The sequence below is a fragment of the Viridibacillus sp. FSL E2-0187 genome (assembly GCF_038006425.1).
GTDB lineage: Bacteria > Bacillota > Bacilli > Bacillales_A > Planococcaceae > Viridibacillus > Viridibacillus arvi.
The window spans coordinates 2,231,543-2,256,948 of record NZ_JBBOVG010000001.1; the positions used below are offsets into that span (position 1 = coordinate 2,231,543).

At 36.3% G+C, this 25,406-nt stretch carries 32 protein-coding genes; 2 read left to right on the forward strand and 30 right to left on the reverse strand.

Going from position 1 to position 25,406, the window contains the following annotated elements:
- Nucleotides 1-27 precede the first annotated feature (27 nt).
- Both MHH85_RS10850 and MHH85_RS10855 read right to left on the reverse strand, forming a co-directional pair.
- Complete coding sequence (locus tag MHH85_RS10850; RefSeq protein WP_340707060.1) at nucleotides 28-336, reverse strand: excalibur calcium-binding domain-containing protein; 309 nt, start codon at nucleotides 334-336, stop codon at nucleotides 28-30.
- A 68-nt stretch (nucleotides 337-404) separates the two neighbouring features.
- Complete coding sequence (locus MHH85_RS10855) at nucleotides 405-2,249, reverse strand: DNA ligase D (RefSeq protein WP_340707061.1); 1,845 nt, start codon at nucleotides 2,247-2,249, stop codon at nucleotides 405-407.
- 109 nt (nucleotides 2,250-2,358) lie between these two features.
- On the opposite strand from MHH85_RS10855, the gene ku reads away from it, so the two are divergent.
- Both ku and MHH85_RS10865 read left to right on the forward strand, forming a co-directional pair.
- A complete protein-coding gene (gene ku / locus MHH85_RS10860) occupies nucleotides 2,359-3,183 on the forward strand; it encodes a non-homologous end joining protein Ku (RefSeq protein ID WP_340707062.1) in 825 nt (274 codons plus the stop codon).
- An 89-nt stretch (nucleotides 3,184-3,272) separates the two neighbouring features.
- A complete protein-coding gene (locus MHH85_RS10865) occupies nucleotides 3,273-3,530 on the forward strand; it encodes a GlsB/YeaQ/YmgE family stress response membrane protein (protein ID WP_053416200.1) in 258 nt (85 codons plus the stop codon).
- 131 nt (nucleotides 3,531-3,661) lie between these two features.
- Here MHH85_RS10865 and MHH85_RS10870 read toward each other — a convergent pair whose 3' ends face one another.
- From MHH85_RS10870 to MHH85_RS11005, 28 genes are all read right to left on the reverse strand, one after another.
- Nucleotides 3,662-4,474, reverse strand: coding sequence for an N-acetylmuramoyl-L-alanine amidase (locus MHH85_RS10870; RefSeq protein WP_340707063.1), 813 nt, complete (start codon nucleotides 4,472-4,474; stop codon nucleotides 3,662-3,664).
- A gap of 1 nt (nucleotide 4,475) precedes the next feature.
- Nucleotides 4,476-4,727, reverse strand: coding sequence for a phage holin (locus MHH85_RS10875; RefSeq protein WP_340707064.1), 252 nt, complete (start codon nucleotides 4,725-4,727; stop codon nucleotides 4,476-4,478).
- Nucleotides 4,728-4,738: 11 nt separating this feature from the next.
- Entirely contained in the window at nucleotides 4,739-4,993 is a 255-nt protein-coding gene (locus MHH85_RS10880) for a hemolysin XhlA family protein (RefSeq protein WP_340707065.1), read from the reverse strand.
- Between the two features lie 93 nt (nucleotides 4,994-5,086).
- On the reverse strand, nucleotides 5,087-5,245 hold the full coding sequence (locus tag MHH85_RS10885) for a hypothetical protein (protein WP_168170718.1): 159 nt from the start codon (nucleotides 5,243-5,245) through the stop codon (nucleotides 5,087-5,089).
- 96 nt (nucleotides 5,246-5,341) lie between these two features.
- Nucleotides 5,342-5,518, reverse strand: coding sequence for a hypothetical protein (locus MHH85_RS10890; protein WP_340707066.1), 177 nt, complete (start codon nucleotides 5,516-5,518; stop codon nucleotides 5,342-5,344).
- 125 nt (nucleotides 5,519-5,643) lie between these two features.
- Nucleotides 5,644-6,810 (reverse strand): siphovirus ReqiPepy6 Gp37-like family protein, encoded by a 1,167-nt coding sequence (locus MHH85_RS10895; RefSeq protein WP_340707067.1) that lies wholly within the window; start codon nucleotides 6,808-6,810, stop codon nucleotides 5,644-5,646.
- 72 nt (nucleotides 6,811-6,882) lie between these two features.
- Nucleotides 6,883-7,518 (reverse strand): hypothetical protein, encoded by a 636-nt coding sequence (locus tag MHH85_RS10900; RefSeq protein ID WP_340707068.1) that lies wholly within the window; start codon nucleotides 7,516-7,518, stop codon nucleotides 6,883-6,885.
- 142 nt (nucleotides 7,519-7,660) lie between these two features.
- Nucleotides 7,661-7,798 carry a hypothetical protein gene (locus MHH85_RS10905; protein WP_340707069.1) on the reverse strand — a complete coding sequence of 46 codons (138 nt, stop codon included), beginning with the start codon at nucleotides 7,796-7,798 and terminating at the stop codon, nucleotides 7,661-7,663.
- 56 nt (nucleotides 7,799-7,854) lie between these two features.
- Nucleotides 7,855-8,169: a hypothetical protein gene (locus MHH85_RS10910; RefSeq protein ID WP_340707070.1), complete on the reverse strand. Its 315-nt coding sequence runs from the start codon at nucleotides 8,167-8,169 to the stop codon at nucleotides 7,855-7,857.
- Complete coding sequence (locus tag MHH85_RS10915; protein ID WP_340707071.1) at nucleotides 8,166-9,248, reverse strand: hypothetical protein; 1,083 nt, start codon at nucleotides 9,246-9,248, stop codon at nucleotides 8,166-8,168. The genes MHH85_RS10910 and MHH85_RS10915 overlap by 4 nt, the downstream gene beginning before the upstream one ends.
- A 3-nt stretch (nucleotides 9,249-9,251) precedes the next feature.
- The gene (locus MHH85_RS10920; protein WP_340707072.1) at nucleotides 9,252-10,265 is read right to left on the reverse strand and encodes a hypothetical protein; all 1,014 of its coding nucleotides are present in this window, start codon (nucleotides 10,263-10,265) and stop codon (nucleotides 9,252-9,254) included.
- 11 nt (nucleotides 10,266-10,276) lie between these two features.
- The gene (locus tag MHH85_RS10925; RefSeq protein WP_340707073.1) at nucleotides 10,277-11,137 is read right to left on the reverse strand and encodes a phage tail family protein; all 861 of its coding nucleotides are present in this window, start codon (nucleotides 11,135-11,137) and stop codon (nucleotides 10,277-10,279) included.
- 11 nt (nucleotides 11,138-11,148) lie between these two features.
- Complete coding sequence (locus tag MHH85_RS10930) at nucleotides 11,149-15,675, reverse strand: phage tail protein (RefSeq protein ID WP_340707074.1); 4,527 nt, start codon at nucleotides 15,673-15,675, stop codon at nucleotides 11,149-11,151.
- A gap of 4 nt (nucleotides 15,676-15,679) precedes the next feature.
- Complete coding sequence (locus MHH85_RS10935) at nucleotides 15,680-16,018, reverse strand: hypothetical protein (protein ID WP_340707075.1); 339 nt, start codon at nucleotides 16,016-16,018, stop codon at nucleotides 15,680-15,682.
- Nucleotides 16,019-16,029: 11 nt separating this feature from the next.
- Nucleotides 16,030-16,485 carry a tail assembly chaperone gene (locus MHH85_RS10940; RefSeq protein WP_340707076.1) on the reverse strand — a complete coding sequence of 152 codons (456 nt, stop codon included), beginning with the start codon at nucleotides 16,483-16,485 and terminating at the stop codon, nucleotides 16,030-16,032.
- A gap of 71 nt (nucleotides 16,486-16,556) precedes the next feature.
- A complete protein-coding gene (locus MHH85_RS10945; RefSeq protein ID WP_340707077.1) occupies nucleotides 16,557-17,084 on the reverse strand; it encodes a phage major tail protein, TP901-1 family in 528 nt (175 codons plus the stop codon).
- A gap of 12 nt (nucleotides 17,085-17,096) precedes the next feature.
- Nucleotides 17,097-17,504 carry a DUF3168 domain-containing protein gene (locus tag MHH85_RS10950; RefSeq protein ID WP_340707078.1) on the reverse strand — a complete coding sequence of 136 codons (408 nt, stop codon included), beginning with the start codon at nucleotides 17,502-17,504 and terminating at the stop codon, nucleotides 17,097-17,099.
- Between the two features lie 8 nt (nucleotides 17,505-17,512).
- Entirely contained in the window at nucleotides 17,513-17,929 is a 417-nt protein-coding gene (locus MHH85_RS10955; RefSeq protein ID WP_340708158.1) for an HK97-gp10 family putative phage morphogenesis protein, read from the reverse strand.
- On the reverse strand, nucleotides 17,910-18,251 hold the full coding sequence (locus MHH85_RS10960; protein ID WP_340707079.1) for a phage head closure protein: 342 nt from the start codon (nucleotides 18,249-18,251) through the stop codon (nucleotides 17,910-17,912). Before MHH85_RS10960 ends, MHH85_RS10955 begins: the two co-directional genes overlap by 20 nt.
- Nucleotides 18,238-18,564 carry a hypothetical protein gene (locus tag MHH85_RS10965; RefSeq protein WP_340707080.1) on the reverse strand — a complete coding sequence of 109 codons (327 nt, stop codon included), beginning with the start codon at nucleotides 18,562-18,564 and terminating at the stop codon, nucleotides 18,238-18,240. Before MHH85_RS10965 ends, MHH85_RS10960 begins: the two co-directional genes overlap by 14 nt.
- An 18-nt stretch (nucleotides 18,565-18,582) precedes the next feature.
- A complete protein-coding gene (locus tag MHH85_RS10970) occupies nucleotides 18,583-18,786 on the reverse strand; it encodes a hypothetical protein (RefSeq protein WP_340707081.1) in 204 nt (67 codons plus the stop codon).
- A gap of 13 nt (nucleotides 18,787-18,799) precedes the next feature.
- The gene (locus MHH85_RS10975) at nucleotides 18,800-19,843 is read right to left on the reverse strand and encodes a major capsid protein (RefSeq protein ID WP_340707082.1); all 1,044 of its coding nucleotides are present in this window, start codon (nucleotides 19,841-19,843) and stop codon (nucleotides 18,800-18,802) included.
- A gap of 33 nt (nucleotides 19,844-19,876) precedes the next feature.
- Nucleotides 19,877-20,191, reverse strand: a complete 315-nt coding sequence (locus MHH85_RS10980) for a hypothetical protein (protein ID WP_340707083.1) — start codon at nucleotides 20,189-20,191, stop codon at nucleotides 19,877-19,879.
- 20 nt (nucleotides 20,192-20,211) lie between these two features.
- Nucleotides 20,212-20,823, reverse strand: coding sequence for a DUF4355 domain-containing protein (locus MHH85_RS10985; RefSeq protein ID WP_340707084.1), 612 nt, complete (start codon nucleotides 20,821-20,823; stop codon nucleotides 20,212-20,214).
- Between the two features lie 108 nt (nucleotides 20,824-20,931).
- Nucleotides 20,932-21,951 carry a phage head morphogenesis protein gene (locus tag MHH85_RS10990; RefSeq protein ID WP_340707085.1) on the reverse strand — a complete coding sequence of 340 codons (1,020 nt, stop codon included), beginning with the start codon at nucleotides 21,949-21,951 and terminating at the stop codon, nucleotides 20,932-20,934.
- Nucleotides 21,926-23,299 carry a phage portal protein gene (locus MHH85_RS10995; RefSeq protein ID WP_340708159.1) on the reverse strand — a complete coding sequence of 458 codons (1,374 nt, stop codon included), beginning with the start codon at nucleotides 23,297-23,299 and terminating at the stop codon, nucleotides 21,926-21,928. The genes MHH85_RS10990 and MHH85_RS10995 overlap by 26 nt, the downstream gene beginning before the upstream one ends.
- A gap of 4 nt (nucleotides 23,300-23,303) precedes the next feature.
- Complete coding sequence (locus MHH85_RS11000) at nucleotides 23,304-24,518, reverse strand: PBSX family phage terminase large subunit (protein ID WP_340707086.1); 1,215 nt, start codon at nucleotides 24,516-24,518, stop codon at nucleotides 23,304-23,306.
- The gene (locus MHH85_RS11005) at nucleotides 24,515-25,399 is read right to left on the reverse strand and encodes a terminase small subunit (protein WP_340707087.1); all 885 of its coding nucleotides are present in this window, start codon (nucleotides 25,397-25,399) and stop codon (nucleotides 24,515-24,517) included. The genes MHH85_RS11000 and MHH85_RS11005 overlap by 4 nt, the downstream gene beginning before the upstream one ends.
- Nucleotides 25,400-25,406 lie beyond the last annotated feature (7 nt).

A 25,406-nucleotide genomic window follows, 5' to 3' on the forward strand; every position in this document is an offset into this window, starting at 1 on the left:
GGGACCTTTTGTTATTCTTGTAATTGTTTATCTTTCACATGCAATGCCATCATTATCACGATCTAAATCATAATTATTTTTAATCGCTTTGCTATAAATTTTGGATGAAATTTTAGTCCCACTAGACATTGATTTGTAAGAAGTTGTATTGTTTTTTCGACTAACAACTTTATTTTTTGTACTTGAAAATTTTGCTACGCCTTTTGGATACTGCTTATTAAATGACGTACAATTTTTATAGATTCCGCTTGCTGCATCTGCTTCAGTCGGCGCTAATGTTGCAGTCCCGCTAATTATGATTGTTGTGGCTACCACAATACTTATTATTTTCTTCAATAAGATCTCCCCCTTTATATTGGATAATACATTATTTGTAATAAAAGGTGAATGATAGTTTTATGATGTTATTTTTCTAAGAGTCCTTTTAATTGATAAAGTACAGATGCAAACTTTTGTTCATTGTTATTTTGCTGAAACTTGTGAAAGGGATTCCCCGCTGTTTTAATACGATCTAAAACAGCTGAAATATTAAACATACCAGGATTCAAATTCTCGTTCACCTCATTCCAAAATAATGGCGTTGCTATACATCCTATTTCATTTCCCCTCGGAGAATATGGGGCAATTATGGTCTTCCCCTCACGATGTTGAACATAGTCCAGGTACAATTTATTATTTCTATTTTTCTTTAAGCGCTCAGTTGTAAACCATTGTGGATCCTGTTCTATTAAAAAATCACAAACAAACTTTGTAAAAACTCCAGTTTCAACATATGTAAAAACATCCTTAGGTAACGGAATATATATTTGCATACCTTTACCCCCGGACGTCTTCACAAAAGAAATTAATTCGAATTGATCAAAGATAGCTTTCATATGCAATGCAGCTTTTACTGCTAAATGAAATTCTTTTACAGATGGTGGGTCTAAATCAAATACAATTTCAGTTGGTTTATCCGTTTGGATTGGTTGGAAAGGTATGTGAAACTCTAAAGCAAGTTGGTTTCCTAACCACAATAAGGTTTCGATGTTATTACAAATAACAAAATTTGTATCTCCTATTTGTTTTGTTTTAACAAAATCAGGTACATTATCTGGACTACTTTTCTGATAAAAGCTTTCTCCTGGTACCCCGTGTGGATAGCGGATAAGCGTTAAATTCCGTTCACGTAAAAACGGTAGCATATAAGGAGAAACGAATTGTAGATACAATAAGTAATCGTCTTTTAAGATATTACTTGCTGGCCATATAGGCTTATCTGGATGTGTAACCTGCACTGATTCAGGCATTGGATAAAGCTGACGCTGCATTCTCTGCCAATTACATTCATCAGGACTCATCTCCAGTTTAAAGGAATTGAATCTTGGTTCTCTTAATGTTTCTCCCATAAAATCAATACACGCTATTTCTACGCAGATAGACGGTTCCAGTTCCCAAATGATTTCTGAGCGTTTTACTCCATTAGATTGAAACAGTGCTATTAAAGTATTTGATTCTTCTTCTTTAAGACCATGTTTAAATGTTACTACTTCCACAAGCTGGTCTTCTTTATAAATTGCACCATGAAAGAAACCATTACTTTTATTGTATTTCGTAAGTATTGTAGTAACGTATCTCCAATTTTTTATTTTTAACCAACTAGTTGTTCGCTTATTACTCACCCATTTACTGGTCTTTCGTTTTGCAATAATCCCCTCTCCGTTACTGACTAAAATATTTTTCCACAATTTATTACTATCACTAAAAACATCTATTGCTTGTAATCGATTTATGTCTTCATAATTTATTGAAGTTGGCAGGCTGAGAGTTTCAAATAACTTTTGTAAAACATCTTTACGCTTTATAAAATATGAGTTTGTCTGACTCTTCCCTTCATTTTCCAAGCAATCAAACACAACAAAATGGCAGGGGAATTTTTCCACATGTTTCTTTATAGTATTATGACTACGCATCCTCCCCCTTGTTTGTACTACAGAAAAATTACTTTGAAAGTTATTTGCAAGAAAAACTAATTCTCCATCCAAAGTTAATGGTAGAAATGATTTTATTCGTTCTTTAATTTCAAGGCAAAAGTCAATGATCTCAGGAAACTTTTGATTAAGTATATTCCCATTTCTACTTATAAGAGTAGGTTCTTCATCCCCTCTATTCCAAATAAGCATACATCTGAATCCATCATACTTTGCTTCATACAACCAATCTTCTCCTACTGGAATTTCAGTTGCTGCCGTTAAGAGCATTGGTTTCAATTTCTCTCCTACTTTCAAATGGTATAAATTTAGTTTTTGATTATTTCTCCTATTGATACATAAAAAAAGACGATTGATTGCATAGTAAGAAGAAAACGAGGTGAAAGTATTGCATACAGTTTGGAAAGGTAGCATTAGTTTTGGATTAGTTAACATTCCTGTTAAACTCCATACGGCAACTGAAAATAAAGATATTAAGCTAAGACAATTACACAAGGAATGTAATACACCTATTAGCTATAAAAAGGTATGTGAGGGTTGTAATAAAGAAGTTAAAGACGAGGATATTGTAAAAGCTTATGAATATGCGAAGAATAAGTTTGTTGTATTAGATGCAGAGGAACTAGAGAATCTAAGAAAAGAAAATGAAGATAAAGCTGTAGAGATAATTGATTTTGTAAAGATAGAGGAAATTGATCCTATCTATTTTGATCGTTCATATTTTTTATCTCCAGATACTACTGGGAGTAAAGCCTATTCTCTTTTAAGAAAAACCTTAGAAGAGTCAGGTAAAATTGGCGTTGCGAAAATCATAATAAGATCAAAAGAACAATTGGCAATAGTGCGTGTTTATAAGGATTCGTTAGTTATGGAAACCATTCATTTTCCCGATGAAGTACGTAATGTTGCTGACATCCCAAATATTCCAAGCGAACAAATAGTGGTTCAAAAGGAACTTGATACGGCTCTATTGCTAGTTGATCAACTTACAACAGTTTTCGAACCTACAAAATATACAGATGATTATCGCAATGCATTAATGGAATTAATCGAAGAGAAAAAAGCTAGTAACACTGTAACAGCAAGCGATAAACAACCAGTACCTAATAACGTTACTGATTTGATGACAGCCCTTCAAGCTTCGTTAGATAAAACTAAAACCACAAAGAAAAAGACAACTACGAGAAAGAAAGCTACAAAAAAGACATCCTAATAACTCTCTCTAATGAACTTGCTAATTGTTAAAGGTTTTATTATTAGTTTATCGGGAATTATTACATTAAGATTAAAGGAGGTATATATATGTTTAGTTTTATTTGGTTTCTTATTATAGGTGGTATTCTAGGATGGTTAGCTAGCTTAATTATAGGTAGGGACATCCCAGGCGGAATTATTGGTAATATTATTGCAGGTATTATTGGTGCTTGGATAGGTGGAAGTTTATTTGGTCAATGGGGACCAGCCTTAAGTGATTTCTATATCTTTCCAGCTTTACTTGGTTCAATTATTTTAATTTTAATAGTAAGCTTCATAATGTCATTAATGCGTAAAGCAGCTTGATGATGGCCTGAGCAAATGCTCAGGTTTTACAGGCAAACAAAAAGCCCCATCCAATTAGGACAGGGCTTTTTTGATATATATTTGATTTTATTAAGTAGAAGAAACGTTGCATACTCGAATCGTCTGATAGACTACACTTTTTCAACAAATTCTTTATCTGCAGTTACATATCCATACTTTGTTTTTAAACGATACGCACTGCCATACTTAACAATTTCTTTTGCAGTAACTGCCTCACCAGGTTCAATTTTCTCTTCACGTTGATTTTTATCAAACTTAATTGTTTTGTATAAGTAACAACCTTTTTTAATTCGATATAGCCCTGTTCCTGACTTGTAATATGACTTTGCAGTTGACGAGTTTGATGATTTAGACGGTTTTGAAACGGTTGTGATTTCTTTCTTTTTGTATCCTAGTTCACCAGCTATTACTTCTGCGATTGCCTTGCTAATAGCTTCAAACTTATCGTTATCACTATAGATTTTCGCATCAGCTTTTGAATCCACAAAGCAAACCTCGATTAATATTGCTGGCTTATTAGTGGCATTAAGGAAATACAACTCTTTTCTTTCTTTTGCTCCACGGTCTTTTAATCCAGAGGCTTTACTAATAGCTACACTTACTTTTGCAGATAACGCTTTTGCATCATAATACAGGCATTCTACACCGCGTGGATCATTTGTTTTTGTGGCTGCGTTAAAATGGACACTAATATCTAAATCACGTGCTTTGCTGTTGTGATAATCAACAATGGTGTTCAAGTTCTGATTTTGAGTTTTAGACATGTTGTCGTGGAACTTAGAACCTTCACCATTGTACTCAGTTGTTAAAATAGTATGAACTCGATTAACTACTTTGCGAGCTTCGTTAACTTCATCCAAGATATCTGCAGCACCTCGTACTATGTCTGAGTGACCACTTGAGATTACATATTTTTTTGCCATATTATTTCAACCCTTTCTGTTTCAATAATTCTTCTTGTTCTTTCGCCTGTTTCGTTACGATATAGCTGTTTTTGTAGACTCCGTAAACAATCAATATGAAAGGTACTGCAGCAAATAAAGTATTGATAAATGCATCAATTGTCGAGTCCGTAAACCAAGTGAAAGTAAAGCCAAGCGACTGCAAAAATAAAAGGACCGCTGATAGCAGTCCTCCGAATAGTGCGATATATTGTTTTAGTTTTTCCGTTGTCATTAAATGACCCCCTATTTTGTTTTAAGAACTAATGCTAACAAGGCTAAAATCACTGCTCCAATGATTGTGGTACCTACCCACCAAACAATTTTATCTATTTTATCTAACCGTTTATGAGCGCTCTTAGTACTTGCTAAAGCTTCGTCTGCGGTGTCTCTCGCTTCTTCAGCGACATCTTTGACATCATTAAATAAATCAATTTTTGTCTCAACTCTAACAGTTCGTTCAAGAATGTTGGTTAAAATTTTATTCGTTGAGTCTTCCAATAACCCCACCTACTTTTCTCCAAAATAAAAAACACACCCGATAGGATGTGCTTCTGTATTTAATATAAATATTCGATTTTACTCTATATACACTTAGACTGCGTACAATACTTCGAGGCGTTTAGTAAGTTGCGTTGTATTGTCTTCTAAATCTTCCAATTCATTTTTTAATTGGTTAATTAAATCTCGACAAATTACTAATTCCTCTTCTACAGTCTCAAATGATGAATTTATTTGTTCCAGTACAATCAACTCCCTATGCAATTATACAAGCCAATAGGAGTAGGTTAAATGATAATTATCTGCTATTTTTAACAAAAACAATATTAGACTCATCGTTAATTTCAGCTACTCATCTTTGACTTTCAACACCTTTTTACCCTCTTGGTTTAATATTTCAAACTCTTCATTTGTAATCAAGTTATTTTCATCTAGTAATTTCATCATAGAATTCATAAAAAACACTAGAGTATCTTTATCTCTCATTTCTTCCAATGCTTTTTCTAACCCATTTAAGTCACTCATTTCTCTACACCTCCCAAAATAATTATTGGAGGGAAATAGCTATTTTATACACTTAATAAAATTTATAAAAATAACTCTAATCGATTGACTGCGTCGAGACTTTGATATAAAGAAGCGCAATAAATTTAACGCTTTAAATCCTTCTTCAGTTGCTTCAATTCACGCTTCAGCAAGCTAATAAATGTTGGCTTATCATTATCAAATGCCACCTCAATGCGCTTACCTGAGACTTCGTATATTTCTTTTACTTCCGTTATACGAGCATCCATTGTAATGTTCCACTCTTTATATTGTTCGGTTGTGATATCACCTAAGTCCCAATCTTTTTCATACACGAAAGGTGATTTGGTTAGTATCTGACCTTCCATATAAACCTCTTGAGCATGTTCGGCTAGCTTTTCTTCCCCTCTATCAGTGAGGTCTTTAACTATATCCTCAACTGGACGTGGTGTTTCGGTAGAGTTTTCATCATCCGATGTTATTGTCTCTTCAACGTCCCTGGCATCAACAAAGAGTTCATAGCGATTGAATCCTTCGGCACTATCGCCAAGTGCAATAACACGACGATCAACGCCTTCACCTTGCCCAGCAACATATGCCATGTTTTTATAGTTGAGATACGATTCTGTATATCCTAATGATTTCAGTGAATTGTACTCAGGACTAAAAATAACTGGTGGATTAACTCGCTGTGTTGCTACCCTATTAACACCTTCAGATACTTCGAATACAAATTTCTTATTTTTGATATCTATAGCTATATTCCAACCTATACCGCTCAGTTGCGATATGGTAGTTAGTTCCTCTGATAGTACGTCAAATCTAGTACTACGGCTGATAGTATCACCACGTTGTTGGTCAGATGCAATAATTAAGTTAGGAAATTTACGTTTTGGATCTACTGAATTAACAGCATTATTGTTAACGTAATGTTTCATCACTGTTTCTGCAGGACCTTGTTTGTTATCGTTAGATGTATGTGATGGTGGCTGTATAATCCTCTGTGCAAACCACGATTTCAAAGGCAATGCTCTTATTAACCAATTTTCTGTTTCCTTCCCATTTTCATCTAATTCGATTTCTCGATGTTGTATGATGTAAGCTTTGTGTAATTGGTTGTGCGGAAATAAGATGCGCTGGCATAATAATTGGTTTGCACCTTTTGCGTAACGATTTACTTTCAATTCAATAGAGCCGATTCCTGACCATGATCTAGTTAGTTGTAGTGACTCGTATTTTGTGACCTCGTCAATAAGGATAAAATTTAAATCGATTATTCTAAGTGGTAGCATGATTCGCCTCATTTCCTGCATAATAAAAGCGCACCCTGTATATGGATGCGCTCGCTTGTGTGCTTAGTAGTATTACAGTATTGAATTCAAAGTTAGAAATAAAAATCCTGTGATAAGAAATAAATTGATACATACAAAACTAATCCAATTAATAATTTTTCTTTTTTTACTAAATTTATACACCTTTATTTTAAATTCATAATCTTCAAGATTACTTATAAAAAAATATATTTCTCTTAAATTCGTTTCGCCCGTTTCTGTTTTACTACACAAGTATTTATCTTTACCTATTTTTTTCACAATTTTAAAATTAAAAACATTCGAACCATCAGATTTTAATCTTCCTTCAACAGTAGATTTTGGTATTATAAGCAATTTCGCTAAAAATAAAAAAAACATGGCAAATAATACTCCTGCAATCGTTATGACTCCACTTTCCAATAAGTTCATATTACTTGAAAAAATTAAAATACAAAAATATCCAAAGCCAGTTACAAAAGCTAAAGAACTATAATCTATAAATCTTTCAGTATTTGAAGAAATTTTTGATTCTAGAGTAGTTTGATTATAATTTTTTATTGCGGTTTTCAATAAGGTAAAAATAATACCGACTATAGTTGCTGGTAGAAAAAGATTTTTAACATTTTCTTTTAAATAATCAACAATTTCAGTACTCACCCCAGCAGTAGTTAATAGGATAAAATCCATAATTAATAGTATCCTCCTTCCCTTAAGATATTGTTAATTTTAGATCTAATTTCATTATTTTGAAATAATAAATTTTTGATTTATTTCCTAATTTAATATTTTACTATAGCTTGAATTTTACTTTTTACATACCTATTCTTCATTAAACTGCTGTGCCATTTACAACTTCTGTTACCACTGTCTTTAGGTTAGACAGTGCAGGTACTTCTTCTGCTGTATACGTTCCTTGCATTACAAGCGATACCCAAACTTTAACTAAACCCGAATTTTTATTAAACATAATTATTCATCCTTTTCTATTTTTAATTTTTTGTATACAAAAAGCGTCCGCTATTATCAGACGCTTGGTGTTGTTAATGTTGCGATATACATTGTCAGTTCTGCGAGTGCTTGTTCTTGGTCAGCTACCTGTTGTTTTAATGCTGTCATTTCATCTTCGTTTACGTCCTCGTAATCGTAGTATAACTCTGTACCGTTGTATTTAAGTATGGGTCTTTTCCCTTCTTGTTCTTCGGGTTCGGGAATAGAATCCACTAAAATACCTTCTATTCTTAATTCCTCTTCTGTCATTCCTAAACCATGCTTTTCATTAAAAGGTTGGTAATGAACATTAACGATTGTATTATCCGGATTTATTTTCACGAAAATCATAGAGCTTTTCCTACCCTTCTTGATAGTGTTTTTATTTCAATTTCTTGAAAAGATAACGCATTCAGCGCAGAACAAATAAATTTATTTCTTGTCAAAAATGGCCTTTGTCCCATGTGATAAATTCCAGAGTAGCTTGTAAAAGGCATAGTTGCGACGCATTGAACACTTGCAGAAATCGCATCTACTATATAAACCTTATTAACAGAAGGTAATATTGCATATACAAAGTCATCGTTTCTATCATAGGTAATAAATAAAGCAAAAGAATCACTCATTTCACTACTTAAGTTTATTGAAGCTATTTTTGCAAATGTTTTATTCTCGTAGATTGAAATGACTCCTGTATCAGGAGTGAGAATAAAAGTGTAATTATTTTGTATTCTACAGCAAGAATAATAGTTTCCTGTAACTGATATAACCCTTTTATTTGTGTTATCTTTAACTATAATAGCGTTGTTAAATGCCTGAACAAACCCTGTTAGTCCTTTATCATAATTAATATCTCCTTTATACGTAGTATTGCTTGTGCTATTGTTAAGTTGGTAATAAGAAATTACGTTTAATTCTAAATCGTAATGTACTACTGTTCCCGTATAACTAATAGAAGAAAAAACATCTTTTGATTCTGATAGTTCCCACTGAGTAACGTAGGTTTGAGCATTAAGCCCCGTATAGGTTAAGACCTTAATTAGTGTCGGAATCCCTGCATTATTAACGGCTATTTCAGCTATAACAGGATAATTTGAAGATTTCCCTGCTAAATATATCCTCCCTCCTTTTGCAATAAAAACACCATATGATTCAAATTCAACACCATATAAAATATCTGTAGTGTTTTTTCGTAGGCTATTAGAGCTTATTAAATTTAAGTTACTGTCATATACCTTTAGAATGTTAGCAGTTGTTAACGCGTAAAATCTATCAGTATTTTCATCAAAAGCAATTCCTATTAAATAGTCAGACGTAGTTGTAGCTACGGACTTTAGCGTTTTAGTTGTATACGAAATATAAGATCCATACTGGGTAGTACTTCCACTTCTACTTCCAAAATTCCCTCCGTGATTTCTTAAATCAAACATTTATTACACCTCCCCTAACCAATCACCGTCAACGTCATACAACAATGTTTTTGTAGTTGTTTTCAGTAACGTAACGCCGTCAACATCATAAAATTTAATAGTACGTGTTGTATATTTTGGTGTTGCACCTCCACTAAGTACGCTGGTTGCATACAAAGTATTGTCCCCTTTCCGCTTATATGTGAGTGTTGTAAAAATACCTTCTTTGTCTTTATTTGACCTTGTAATAGAAAGGTTCTTCGTACTTTCAAAATCATTTAATATTTTATCTGTTGATGCTTTAACCGCCGCATCTTCGGTCTTATGCGTCGTAAGCTCTTGCTCCACCGTGGTAATTCTACTTGCCAAATTAGCTGCCACATTACCATCTAATATGTCATGTAGTGACTCAACCCACGTCTCGAACTCTGCCTTTTCATTTATCTGCCACTCTGTAATATCAGTTTCATACAACAACTTTTGATTATTAAACCATGCGTCAAATTGTTGTTGGAAAATAGATATAGGAACTGTAATTAGCGACTGAACGATGCCACATACATCTTCTAATGCCCTTTCATCTTTGATATCATTTGCGACAATACTGGCTGTATTAGCTCTCAGTCTGACTTGTGCGAGAGATAATTCGTAAATATATTCATCTCGTTGTAAGGTTGGAGCTATTGGTGTTGCACTTGTTACCCCTTCTTTGATGAACACCTTTATGAATCGGTTTTGATTTCGTAAATCTAGACGCAGGACAATGCGATCAATACGGTCATTTGTTGTTTCTGGTAATGAGTGTGTTAATACTAACGGCGTTGTATTTTGATATGAATAACCTTTAATTAACGCTTCACCTAGTGCAACAGATGTTTGTAAGCCGTTGTCTAAAGTGACTTGTAAGCCGTACTCTTCGTTGTCATCTAACAATAGCCCAGCTGATAAAACTGAGCTGAAGTATTTTGCAAAATCACTGGCGTAGTGCCATCGTTCATCTCCAGGCGCGCTATTAAAAAACTTATATATTTCAGCCATCTTTAAACCTCCTATACTGCGTTATATCGCTTGTTGTAGCTGATATTTAATATTGCACCTTGTACATCATTATCAGCGGTATATTCGATGTCATTTTCACCGATGCATAATTTAAAAAAGTCACTATCAAGGTCTATCCAATGAAATACACTTCGCATTTCTCCGTTTTCACCTACGAAAAAAACGGATTTATTTTCTTCACTGGTATCAATGACCATTCGCTCACCTTCGAGTAATTCTTGATCTACTTTGATAAACTCTCCAGTTGTGTTATTAATGATTTTCGGATTTAATGCCGGTCCATAAAACTCTACAAATATTGGTGTTGGTGCATCACCATCATTGTTTATAATCCGTCTATCTTGCTGTAGTCCCATCTGGAACGGCCCTAAAAATGGAAACTGGAATAACGGTTTAAATGCTGGTTCTTCTTCTACTTTTAACGACTTCCAATACGGATCCGGAGCAACGAATGTAAGTGTAGACTTTTGTAACGTTTTTGTACGGTCGCTATCGTCACCGTAGATTGGTACATGACTTGCTACTGCATCGATAATTCGTACCACATAATCATTTTCATATTTCAAAATGCCTGGGCCTAATTTCGGATTACATATTTGAGCGATTCTAGCACGTGCTTTTGATACGTCTCCATAGTTTTGTTCTAGATCAGCAACGATTAGAAAAATTATATCAACCTCACGCTCATCTAGAATTGCATCTAAATAGGTTGAACCATCTTGAAACGGACTCTTTTGAGTTTGTATTTGAACTGTTACATCTCCTAACCCTGTAACAGACTGTAAATAAAAAGGAGGACCGCCAAATGTAACGGTCTCTCCTCTTGGATTTGTATAAGTGACGGTTTCCATTAACGTCCTCCTTACATGAATTCCGTTGCTAGTTTTTGTAGCTGACGTTTCGATTGACGAGCATTTTCTGCTGGACTTAAAGCAACAGGTGAGTGTAAGTGTAATTCTTGGTTGATACCGCCAAGTGTAGCTGCGCCACCTTCTTGATGTACCCACAAATCAACTGACAACTCTTGCTCAATGTCCTTTTTGAGTTGTTTCATGTTTAATCCAAGATCTCCTGCACCAGCAAATGAAACTTTGCCAAGGTCTAACTCAGGTTTAACCCACTCCGCAACTTGTGCTGCTGTTTTTATCGCTAGACCTTTCATGTCCTGCATACCTAAAGAAATACCCTTGACCATATTTTTACCGATCATATTTCTGCCCCATCGTGATGGAGAGTGGATGTCTAGTGCCTTTTGAATAGTTTTTTTAATGCTTTCGGCAATACTATCAGCTTGCTTTAGTAAAGATGGCGTCATTGATGTTAATCCGTTTTGCATGCCTTTAATGACGTTTTTACCGATAGCTGGCATAGATGCAGTTAATGCATTAAACTGATTTTTTGTACCTGTAGATAGTTCTTTAATTTTCGCTTGCCATTCCTGGTTATAAGTTGTTAATTGTGTAGCTGTTTGCTTACGCAATTCTTCAATTTTTTTATTTCTTTCTGCATTCATTCCTACAAGCTCAGTAGTAGCAACATCTTTAGCTAACTTTGATTTCTCTTTCCATAAGTTAACGTACTCTTGTAACTCTGTGCTTGATAAAGTGTTCAATGCGGCAATTTGCCCTGCAGCACCTGGCCCCATCGCTTGTAATTCTTCAAGTAGCCCCTTCTCAATACCTTTAGATGCTAAACTAGCCATGTTTTCAGACCATGTTCGCATAGTATCTAATTGTGATTGTAAATTGGATTTTAACTGTTGACCACTTACTTGTGCAGCTTCTGGTACCTCATCAAATAATGCTACGAACCCATTAATTGATTTTGTACGTTCAGCTAATGCATTGTCATAGGCATCATTTAACTCCTTCTCACCGTCAATTAACTTCTGATTAGCTTCTAGAATTTTAGTTGTATATTCTTCATTGAGAGAAATAAGTTTGTCATGGATTTTTTGTTTTGTTTCTGCAACTTGCTCTTCATAGTATTTACGTTGCTCTGAACCTTTTTTATACTGTTTCATATATGATTGGTAAGCTGTTAATTCTTGAGTTAACGAAAGTTTATTAAGTCTTAAACGACCTTCGATATACGATTTTTCTTTAGCAAACTGTTCGTCTAATTGATTACTATGTGCCTTCTTAGCATTGATTTGAGCTTGAGTACGTTCCTGTGAACCCTTTTTAAATGCTGTAGCTGCCTTATTCCAATACGCTACTTCTTGAGCTGTTGTCATTTTGCCAAGTTTCACTTGATTATCAGCAAATGTTTTCAAAGCTTTCATACGATTGGCAGTACTAGATTTCTCTATAGATGCAATTTTCTTGTTAGCACTTGAAGTAATTGTTGCTCGTTGTTCATTAGCTTTACGGTGGATCTCTGTGATTTGACGTTCTTGAGCTGCAGTTAATCCGTTCCTCTGTTTGGATGCATTTAATCGAATTGTTTTTATTCGTTCTTCAGCATTCCTTGTTGCAGTTGCACGTTTGTTCGAAGCATCTTTTTCTATGGCAGCAATCTCTTTATGATTATTACTGATCGTACTCGCAATGACTTTGTTATAACCCTGTATTTGAGATTTTGTTAAGTTAGCGTTTTTCGAAAAGTCTGGTACAGCTGCCCTAACTATTTTCTTAGTGGCTGTTGCAACTATACCAACTGTTGCAGAAATACCATTTGCTAGACCTTGACCAACAAATACACCAAGTTTGATTGCTACACGAGATGGTGAATGTATCCCTAACAACTTTCTAATTCCTGCAGGAATGCTATTTGCGATTTCAGCTACTTTTGAAGTAACAGAGTCCATCATACTTCCTATACCGTTAATAAGCCCTTGTATAATGTTCTTTCCGATTGTCATCAAATTGACGCCTTCTAAAAACGACTTTGCCTTATTCCAGCCTGTTTCAACTGCTGATTTAACAGCATTCATTGCCTTTGATACTGCCGAAGACAGACTGTTGAATATTGACACTACCGTTGATTTAATTCCATTCACAACTGAAGTCACTGTTCCTTTTATGGCATTCCATATCGATGTGATGACACTACGAATAGCTGACATTACGGATTGGATTGCAGAACGGATAGCGTTAAATCCATTTGTAACGACGGAACGAATTGCCGAAATTGTACTACTAAATAATGTCTTGATCGCATTCCAAACTGTTGAAATAACCGTTCTTATTCCTGACATTGCAGATGATATCTTCGTTTTAATTGCGTTAAACGCTGTAACTACAAACGATTTGATTGCATTTAATGTATTGGTGAAAATGCTTTTAATAAATGCCCATGCACTTGAAATGATAGAACGTGCCGATGTTCCAAAGGCTTTTAATGGTCCTAACAGTTTACCTACAAAGTAAAGGTTTACTGCGCCCCAAATGAGTTGTAATGCACCTGAAAGAACTTGCTTTACGCCTTCCCAAACGCCCTTCCAATCACCTTGGAACAATGAAGAGAATGTCTTTATAATGCCAAGAATAATGTTTATTGCACCTTTAATAACGTTCATAATTGCGTTCCAAGTTGAAACAATAAGTGCTTTAACCATTGGCCAAATAAAGGTCATGATTGCCATAACTGCCGACATGACGGTTGTTATTACATTGCTAATTGCATTCCACACTGTGCTTGCAGTTGCTTTTATACTTGCCTGGTTCTCGTTCCAGAATGACGTTATCTGCGACCAGATTGATTGGATAGAAGTCCAGATTGCTGTTGCAGCTTGTGTTATAACGTTTTTTATAGCTGCCCATGCAGTGTTAACCTGATTTCTGAAGGTTTCATTTGTTTTATATAGTTTTACGAATACCCCCATCAACGTGGAGATTATTGTAATTGCAATACCAATTGGACCCGTTAATATTCCGAATGCTGTCCCAAGTTTCGGTAATACTTTCATGGCTATCGGCTGTATCGTTGCTCTAAAGTTAGTAAATAAACCACCTATGAACGTTAACGACTTACCTAAACCGCTCATAATTGATCTACCCATTCCGCTAAATAAAGCCGAAAATGCTATTATATTAGGAACAGTCGCTAGTAAGATACCTCCGAATGAAATTAATCCAGCCATGATAACACCTATCACTCTATTTCCTTCCATCAGACCATTACTAAACGTTAAAAATTTATTAGCAATCACTACTATAGCTGCGCCTAGAGGAGCCATACCAATTCCCATGTTCACCAGGAATTTTGTTATATTACCTATCAACGACATGATTGTTGGTGCTGATTGCTGTACATAACCTACGAATTGTTGGAAGCCTTGATTTGTTGATAATGTTTTTGACCACTCTTTAAACCTTGCCATTAGATCAGCTAGGTTAGTCATCATGCCACTAGACATCCCACCGAATGCTGAAAAGAAATAAACAACTCCTGCAGTTGCATCTCTAAAGATGGCACGTATCTTCGGCATGTTAGTGTTTACATATTCCATAAATGCTTGGAATTTAGTTGATTTATCTAGACCAGCAGCCCATCCTGCAAAGTTCTTTGTCATGTTCAAAAAACCTTGTGCTGTTGATTCACTTAGTGGTGCTATTGCCGTCAAAGTTGATGCGATTCCTTTGAACACATTTCCAAACGCTTGACCAAATGTAGTAAGCATCGGTGCTGCTGAAGTATTAAGATATTCTATAAATTTTTGAATAGGCGGTGTACCAATTGATTTACTCAACGATGTCATCAATCCGTCAACAGCTTTTGCACTCGACAAGAACATTGGTTTCAATTGCCCTAGCAATCCATTAGAGATATTCATAAACTTCGTGAATGCGCTCAACACAGGCTTTTCAGTAGCCTTTACCAATCCATCATATGAAGACTTAAAGTTATCGAATGAAGCCTTGGCTTTTGTTTGCTGTGCATCTAATTTTGCATTTTCTTTAAATAATGCTTTGATTGTAGGAATTGCAACTGCACCAAATGCTCCAGCGCCTACACCTGCTGAGGTAAATGCCCCACCTAGCGCAAGAGTAGAACCTGAGACCGTACCAATCATTGGCCCTAAACTACCGATTAAACCACCGATATTTGCAATAATTGGTGCTATGGCAGGTAAAACACTAATCATAGCGCCTTGGAGGGTATTCGCTGCTAACTCTCCAAAAGCACGAATGTTAGTAGCGATACGTCCAATACGTCTTTGAAACTCTTCGATGCGAGCCTCAATTTTTATGATTACCTTCTCTCGGGCTAAAGTTCGCATTCGAGCTTGAATTTCGGCCATTCTACGACGAAACTGGCTAACATCTGCGCCGATATCAATTCGCACATCATTTGCACTTGTACGGATTGTATTTTGTACTTGTCGCATATGTGCCATGAACTCAGTGATACGTGCACCAACCGTCGCTTGGAAGTTTGCTCTCATATTCTCACTCCTTTTTGTTTAGATTTAATGCCCAATTATTCATTGCCTCTTTAGCTTTGTTGTAGTAAGTTAAATCGTATTCTTTACTTTCCTTCCACTCATCTGATTCATCACTCAAAATGCGTTTACGAGCTGTTTCAGCATCGAATAAATCCTTCTTAACATTCAACTTTTTCTTGTTGTTCGCAACACGGTTAAACATAGCTAATAGTGCTAAATTATCTATCTCATCAACATCACGTAATTTTGCACCTTTGATAAATGCTTGGAATTCATTAGGTGTCCATGAAAGTATTAAATCTACATCAGAAGTACCTAAATGGTAAAAGGCGCTCGTAAGCACCTCTGTGTATCCTAAGCCGTCAGTTCTTCTCGGGCTTCTTTCATCGTTGTTAAGTATCTTTCGTTTTGTTCCTTCTCTTCGTCTGTTCCGCCCATTCCTTCGACCATATTCAAGTTCTTCCAAAAGTTCTTGACTGTTAGTTTGAAAAAACCACTATTATCAATCGCTTTGAACGCCTCTTTGAATGCAGATAAGGCATCACCGTCTTCCTCAATTCGTTCTTGTAATGCATCTTCAATTTCCGCAATAGACGGTTTTTTCTTTGAGGCAAGATACGATAATGCGCAATCCCAGAACTGTGATAAAGCCTTAATATCGTATTGCAATAAACCCATATAGACTGTTGAGAATCCACCAACATCATTTCCATTTGCATCTTGTGAGTTATATTTTTCATCTGAAACACGATCAAATTTAAACGTGCATTTACCTTCTAGTTCTTCACCTTTGATTTCTAAAAATGCCATGATTAATTTCCTCCAATGTGTTTTTAGTAGTTTGTTTTAAGTATTAAAAAAGAGCGCCTATGCGCCCTCAATTAGTCTCCTCCTGGTGCTGTGGTTTGCTCTGAACCGAACTCTCCTGACTTCTCACCAGGCTTTTCGAAACCGTATTTAGCGAAGTCGATTATTTCAGCAGGCAAGGCAGGAAGTGTGCCTTCTTGAGATTGTCCAATTACTTGCACTGTTGCCGAAAGCTCTTGAAATCCTTCTTGCGGATTTGATTTCTCTACGGATTCAACTAACACGTATGCGAATAAAGCATCATGTGTACCCTCTGGATTTGGAACTAAATCAACTTCCCAAATTTTAAGCTGTTCTTTTTTTCGAATAGCATCTGAAATAGCTTTTTGCCCTGGATCGTTTTTGTCACCGAAGCAAGTAATCTCGAATGATTCTGAGTTATCGCCGTAAGCAAGAATACGACCGAATTTTGTTTTTTCATCCGACAACTCATTCTCCATTGAGTGAGTATTATCGGTTAAGTTACCAATCATAAAGCCGTCAGTTCCTAACGCTGCCTTTGCTGATTGCACTAGTAATACGGTATCTTTACCATTTTGCATATTTGTTGCCTCCTAATTGTTTGTGATTGTGTATTTCATGTTTAGTACGCCATGTTTTGTTGATGCATCTACATCGTCAAACACCTGTGTCCCTTTGCGTACAATGCTTTCAATCTTAAATCCTGACACTTCATAACCACGTTGCATAAGTTGGCGTTGGCACATATCTAAGAGCTCATACACTTCACGCTTACCGTTGAATTGCGACCATACATGAATAGTGAGGTTTAATTCCTCACCTGTAGAATGCTTAGTATCAAACGGCATAGAAAAAGGCTCTCCCACTGTTATGTAGGGAAAAGCCTGGTTCTTCTGTACAGCATCGAATATACCTTTAGCTTTAGCCATCAATGCTGTATCTGATTTTAACTTCTTAATAATTGCTATCTGTAAATCTAAAAATGGCAATGTATATGCCATGTGATCACCTACCTAAATAACCGATTTATACGACTAGTGAAATGACGTTCACCAGATTCAACAGCTGGCGCCCAAAATTGTTGTGGCTTCTGTCCTTTAGTTGTCACATAACGACCTAGCTTATTAGACCAATACGTCCAAGGTGTTTGCCTTCCGTTTCCTTCAACTGCATAAATTCCTGTGCCATATTCGATATACACGGCGTACTCACTACCAACAGTAACCGTAGCGCTGAATTTATCTATTTGCCTTACTTCAATTGATGCTTTTAGACTTCCATCATCAAATGGAGCTAAAGCTTTCGCTTGAGCTTGAATCATTCGTACCGTTTCTAGTACAATCTTTTCAATTTCATTCTCAACATCCCTCGACCAACTAGTGAAAGCTCGCTCTAGGTTATGTCCACTAAACGTTATTCTGGCTATTTGATTTCACCTTCTTTAACGGCACTCTCATTATTTCATTCATTCCACCTTGGTCCATTGGATCACCTGCAAACTCATATACTTCAGAACCAAATAAGATACGCATATCAGCTGTTAAATCGTCTCGATATTCGTAGTACATGAATCTGTCTAATTTTGTTTGTAGCTGTTGAGATTGAAATGATTCAGTGCTTGTTGGTGTGTCAATGAAAACTTCTAATGTATCGAAGTCTTTCCAGTCTTCTGCGTAGGCGCCTGAGTCGTCATAATCAGCTACGAATGATTTAATCGTTACTTCATGCGGAAATTCATCGTAAAGCATGAAATTTCACCCTCTTATATTGTCGAATTAACGAATACATAGAATCTGGAAACTCTAAGTCATAACTATAAGACACTGACCCCATTGATCGACTTGTTAAACCTGTTGGAATCTGATTGTGTTTAATAGCCTTTGCAATGAAGATACGAATGCCAGCAGGTAAATTAGATGAATCGAACTTTCTGTTACAATGCCCTTCAGTAAATTCCAATAACAAAGGCGCCATCACACGATAATGATCATCATGTTTAGCGCCCTTTTGCTGATTGATTTGTTTTAGTTCATTAATTTCTTCTAGCGATGGTTGCCACATTTGACCACCTCTTTTCATTTAGATGGCATCTACTTCTTCGAGAAGTGCCTTATCTTCTTTTGTGACCATTGCTGCATCACCAATTTGCAATACTCTATTATGCAGTTTTACGTTTTTAAGTATAGTCACCTTCGTCTTTTTAGGAGTCGGGGACTTTGCCTCTTCCTCACCATCTAAATCTACAACTGCTGGCACATCTGTAACGTCAACTTTTTCTGTCATTTGTTCTCCTCCCTTACCCTACTGTAGCAATAAAGATATTGTCGATTGATTCAAACGATGGCATAACTATTTCACTCACAATCGTTTGTACATTTACTGGATGAGGTTCTTTTACTGTAGTAACAGCTACACCAGTATTAACTATTTTCACATCTGCTGCACTTGAGCCAGTCAGTAAATCCGCCTCTTCTGGAGTGGTACCATAATACGTATTGCCTAGTGTTCCTGAAGGTAAAAGAGTAAACACATTATCCGGGAAGAAACCTTTTACTACTTTTGCTTCGTCCATGAATTTCTTGTTATATACCGCGACTGATAAGCCTAAAGTATTTTGTAAGAAATCTTTTAATTTTGCATCTGTAAGTACAGTAAACTCTCCACCCATTGGTGTGATTGCTTTACGGATACCTTCGTGTTTAAGTAAATATCCAAACGTTTTACGTGTCACAATACCATTTGTCGGTCGAGTGCCTGTTGCATCTTCAACTATATCTTGCCAACGTTGGATGTCTGCCAAGGGTGTAGATGATGCATCAGACCATTTAGCAGTTCCAGTTAACACTTCTTTTCGTTCATCTTTTAAACCATAGTTGTAATCCAACGGGACTCCGTTTGCATTGATAGCAATCTTACCCGTAGATAACAGCTGCATGATCATACGCTCTGGCTGAACATCTGCACCTTTAACCAATTGTCCTACATCATCATATATACGATTTACATGAGTTTCATATAAAGCTGAGTTGTTTGTTGCAAGTAAGTTCATCAAGTTTTGACGGTCTTGCTCACCGATTCGCATCGCTTCACGGAAAAATGGCATTTCTGTTTTCACTTCCGATACTCCCATGCGGTCACGTACTGGCGCTTTCGCATCAAAAACAGACGGTGTAAGAGCTACAGGTAAACCATTAGCACCTTTAATCCACGAAAGCTCTAAACCTGCTTTCTTTTTTGATGGGAATAATGTTGCCCCTAAGAATGGGACTTGATTTGAAGCTGATTCAGTTACATAACTAGCTACGTTTGCAGCTGTCACTAAGTCGTAAATAGTTGGCATTTAATTCAATCCTCTCAATTTTGATTTTGTTAATTATAGAAACTTAATTAAAGGTAATGCTGCTTTAGCTTCATCTGATGGGGCCGTTGGAATTTTATCTAAATCCACAAATCCATGAATCAACAATGCGCCACCTGCTGGGCCATGAGTAACATCTACATCATTGAACAATACTCCTTGAGCTGTTGCATCATTAGCCGGATAAATCGTACCTGCTGGTAAAATCTTTCTACCATCAACTGCTGTTATACCTGTATCAGTTACCTCAATCGACTGGTTAACGTAATGATCAGGGAATTTAACAATTTGTTTCGTATTACCATAAGTAGTAGTTTCAAATTTACTCATTGTTTGTTCCTCCTAATTAATTATTGAAAATAGCTTTCACGAGCTGTTGTTAAATGCTCATTTGATTTATTTTGCGTAGCTAACTGTTTACCAAATGCTCCTTCTTCATCACCTCCACCATTTGCACCTGGTATCTCACGACCGCCAGCCTTAAATTTTTCATCTACTGCTTTTTGAAGTGCTGTTGAGTAAACTGTTTCGAAAGTTGTAAAACGTTCTCGAGTGCTATTCTCATCAGAACCTAGCAAGAATGGCAAAACGTCAACAGGCAATCCTTTAGTTGCTGCCTCTTTCGTAAATTCTGTCATCAATTTTTCTCGTTCAGCTGCAGCTTTTGTATCTGCGAGATCTTTTTCAAGTGCAGCAATACGCTTTTGTTCCTCCGTTAGTTGAGGGTTCAATTCCGACACTTTATCATCAATTAACTTTTGCAAATTGTTCGTTTTCCACGTTTCTAAAGCTGTACTGTGATGCTTGTCTTTTTCTGAATCAAATACACTCTTAACCTCGGCATTTGTTGATAGCACTAACGTCACATCGTTCTTTTCTAATGCTTTATGGATATATGATTCAAACGCTGTTTTGTCACCACTTTCAGCAAGTTGTTTTACTTGTTCAAGGTCGATATTCATCGTGATTCCTCCTAGTCCTTCGCACGTTCTCACCCACGAAACACAAAATTAATAAGCCTGTTTAATGTCTGTTGCTTAAAGACGGATAAAAATCGATATTTCATTTCATCATGCTACAAACTGCCTTTTCCAGTCTTTAAAATCTACGAATGGAATAACAGTACTCGGTGGTTTTAGTTCCTTCTGAGCCTTTTTAAGAGCCTGCTTATACGTTATACCTTCATCACCCATATACTTCTCGATTCGATTTGCAAGCTGCTTTTGGTATCCAGAATCCATGTAATCACGCCCTCTACGATACTCTGGATATTTACCGTCAATCAAATAAATAACAGTACATCTGCATTGAATATCCATGTTTGCCACACCCCACATATGAGGTCCTTTACCTTTCAATCCTAAGTGATGGAAGTAACCCTTATTATCAGCTTTCTGCCCATCTAACTTACGATGTGAACTTCTAACACGTAAATCCAATGAACTCATCCAGACCTTGTCTAGGTTTACTTTGTCTTTAATATCTTCCTCGACTTGTAGATCAGCTGCTGAACGAACTCGGCCACCTTCAGTTCTCGCTACTAAGATAGCTTTCTTACGGCTAAATCCCAACACTTGTTGAATTCGATAAGCTAAATCTGAATAACCTACACCTTGTTGCAGTGATTGTGCTATCTCAATGTTCAACTTTCGAATTAGTTCTCTACGATGAAACTCAAATATTTTAGGTAAAGTTAAATACTCAACTGGATTAATAAGCGCTGTTTGTATCATTGATTCAGAAGGAATTTGAAACCCTAATTCTTCTGCGTTACTCATAGAAAATAAATAAGCCATCATCAAATATTTCTCAACGTAGAGGGTTTGATGTGACTTAGTAATTTCTTTTATTATTTTTTTGTAATCACCGTCTAACTGTTGGGCTATGCGTTTCATTTCTTGCTGAAAACGATTGTATTTATTAACATCTGTCCAGCTCGGTTGTTGACCTTTATGAGATAGCTTTAAATACATATTAGACATTTGTGAAAGTATTGATTTGAGGCGCTTAGCGAACAGCTTTTCAATGTCTGATTCAGTTTGAGCCATTAGTTTGTCTAGTTGCTCATTGATCTCTAACTGGTCCATCATCTTCACCGTCCTCAATAAGTGGTTCTAAATCGGACTCATAAAGAAATGCATCTTGTTTCATCTGGTCTAACTCATACTGCACATCATCAACAAACGTTAATAGTGATAAACGAGTAGCTTCAGATACCTGCCCTTTCAACAGTTGGGTTGTTTGTGCTTCATCTAATATGTTTGCAGGTAAATTTCGCTTAAATGAAAAGAACATCTTTAAATAATCCTCTTGCTTAAAACCTTTTCGCTTAGCCCATGCACTGAATAGCACTTTGAATTGATAACGTAAGGTCGAGGTGAACTTACGCTCCATAATGATAGATTTGTTCTCTAGCGCCATTATTTTCAACCTCATTGCAATACCGCTAGCATTTCCGCTAAACTGCTCATCTGCAAAGTTGACTGATTTAGCAAAACGTAGAATGTTACTTTCTAAACGGTTTAAATGGTTCTCTATCATTGCGTCGTTAATATCTTTAGTTAGATACTTGATTTCATCCTTATCACCCATGAGCTCAAATATTCCTGACTTATTAAATCTTTCTAAATCCTCTGGGTCAGCCCCTACACCTCTTAATATTAGATAAGCCAATCTGAATTGCTCTAATTCATTTGAAGCATCCGATAAAGTGCGATCATAAGCATCAATTAATGCTAGCACCTTCTCAGCATCACCTTTAAACTCTTTATTGTTGGCTGTACCAAACAAGGGATTAAAATCGAATAAATGTAGTTCAGCATTTTGTAGCGCAAATCCAGCATCACCATGAGAGAAATAATAGACGTGATATCGGTCATAAAACTCTGCATACTGATTACCGTCAAACGTGTAGTATCGTAATGAATAAGCTGGTTCATGAATATCTTCACCTATAAATACCGATTCCCAAGGCTCTATGTTTTTAATACGTTCATTACCCTCTAAATCGATATAACATAGTCGTGCAGCATAACCGCAAATTGAAGCCATCAAGCCAAGTTCTGCATCATTATCATCTGCATTATTGCGTAACAAGAACAATTCCATTTCTTTTTTTATGTCATCTGCATCTTCGTCGACTCCGTAACTAATCGGATGTCCAAACATGTAACCAATTTTTGTATCAATGATATCTACATCAAAGGGGTTGTTTAATTGGTTATTTACCTTGTCGTCCAATCGAACAACGCTTCTCGAATCTAATTGGTAATCTACAATCGCACGATTAAAAATCTCGGGACCATCAACCTCATCAACACAATATCGACTATATAGTTTCGTTGTTCGCTGATATTCAGGTTTATGTGCCGATATAATTTCAAGTACCAATTCAGCTGTGATGCCTTGTTCGTCTATTCTTTTCTTGTATTTCAGCATATTATCACGCATTTTTATCACCTCTATCTCGTCTTCTTTTTGGTTTTAATTCTGTATAGATTGCATATCGAACTGCATCAAGGACGTCATCCCATTGTTTAACAGGTTCTCCTGTTGTTTCATTCCAAACATATAAATATATTTCCTTATCAAATCGTTTTACATTTTCACTAACAATGAATAATTTATTGAGTTTTAAGAGCCGAGCAACTTCTTCAATACCGGAGACAACTGCCTTGTCAGCATTAAGTGCTCTTAATCTTTCTCTTCTGAAACGTTCTATATGCTCTGGTCTTGCTGTATCACAATAGAAGTTAATGTTGCCATAGCTTTCTTTAATGCCTTTAGCAACCTTCACCCAGTAGTCAATTTCTTCATGCTGTTTGGCGTGTTCCTCAATGAGATAAATGTTTCCTTTATCATCAATACCCATCACTACAATCGAGCCATAGTGATCGTAACCCCAGTCAACGCCAGCAAAGTATTTAACGATGTTAACTTTCTCGAATTGTTCTGCAGTAATGTAATGAGAGTCTTTACGGAAATCCTTATAAATAACACCTTCTGCAGATACCCATTGACCAAGAATATCTCTGTCAGTGAACATTCCAGTTGGAGTTGAAGCAATAATACTCTCTACATACTCAGGATCTAGATAAATGTTATCAAACAATGTGAAATGAAATGCTCTTATGTTCAAACGGCCATTATCTAACATTTGACCATCTTTATCGATGTAATCCGTTTTAACTGAATGCGCTGGATTCTCTGGGTTAGTATCAATCAAGACCCTTGCACCTTTATATGAACAACGTGAGATAACTTCCTTCACGAATGAATCATGAAGTGCTGTACCTTCATTCAACAATGCACCTGCAGCTGTAAAACCACGGGCCTTTTTCCATGCATTTGCATTAGCTCCATCAAAGCAATATATTTTATTGCCGAATACAGTGACTGCATTAGCCTTGTTAAGCTTCAATTCCTTACCTAAGACAGATTCCATATCGTTTAGAATGTTACGCCTAATACTGGCCTGTGTAGCGCCACCAATGATGAACGATAACCCTTGCCCTTCATACTTCGCAATGTGCATAAGAAAAAGCAGAATAAATACGAAGGTTTTCCCTGCCCTTTTGGCGCCACTGGCTAATAATATTTTCGGATTCTCTTTTATGAATGAGTCCATGACTTCTCTTTGTTTTGGCGTTAGATTCAATCACTATCACCTGCCAAACTCCTAAGCATTTTAGCAACTTCGCTTTCTTGCGTTGTAGAACCGTCACCATTTTGGAGTTTGTCTACTTCAATGCGAGCTTTCTCCACTTTCAATTGCTTCAGCTCAAGATCATCTAATAAATCCATATGCTTTGTTAAAAAGTCGAGCGCCTTCATCTTGTCAGCAAGCTTGATGGATATACCATCACGACCCTGCTTTACTTCAGTTATTAGTGAACCGTCGACTTCCAATGAATCCTCTAAGTTAACGTATGATATCGGATAAGTAGAAGGTTCTCCATCTTCACCGATTAGGATATTCCCTTCCTCATCACGTTCATGCCGTTGTGTAGTGCCGAATGATACAAAGTCCGTCATATCTGCAAAGGCGATATCAATCCACTTTTGTATAAGTACTCTCTTACTTAATAGCGCATCACCTGTGATTTCATCACGTACACGAATGATTTCAGCGCTTATCTTAGGATTTCTAAGGTGACGCGAACCTTCAACCATAGCCGTGTTATAACCGCACTCATAAGCTTTCTTATAAGCTTTAGTAGCATTCCAACTCTTCACATAAAACGCAACAAAGAGCCTTTGTTTATCGGTTAGTTCATTATCATCACTGACAACTAACTCCGATTCAACAGGCTCTTTTTTAATTACCTTATTAAGTTGTTTCTGTTTAGTAACGTTACCTTTCGATTTAGTAACGTTACCATTCAATTGTTCATCCCAATTATCTTGATTCTTCCACTTTCGTATTTGTGAATCAGACAACTCTAATTGTTCAGCAATGTCTTTTAGTTTCATTTCACCTTTGCTATTGATCCACAACTGAAATGATTCATCACGTTTGGGGTTTCTAGGTCTAGCCATCTCTCAT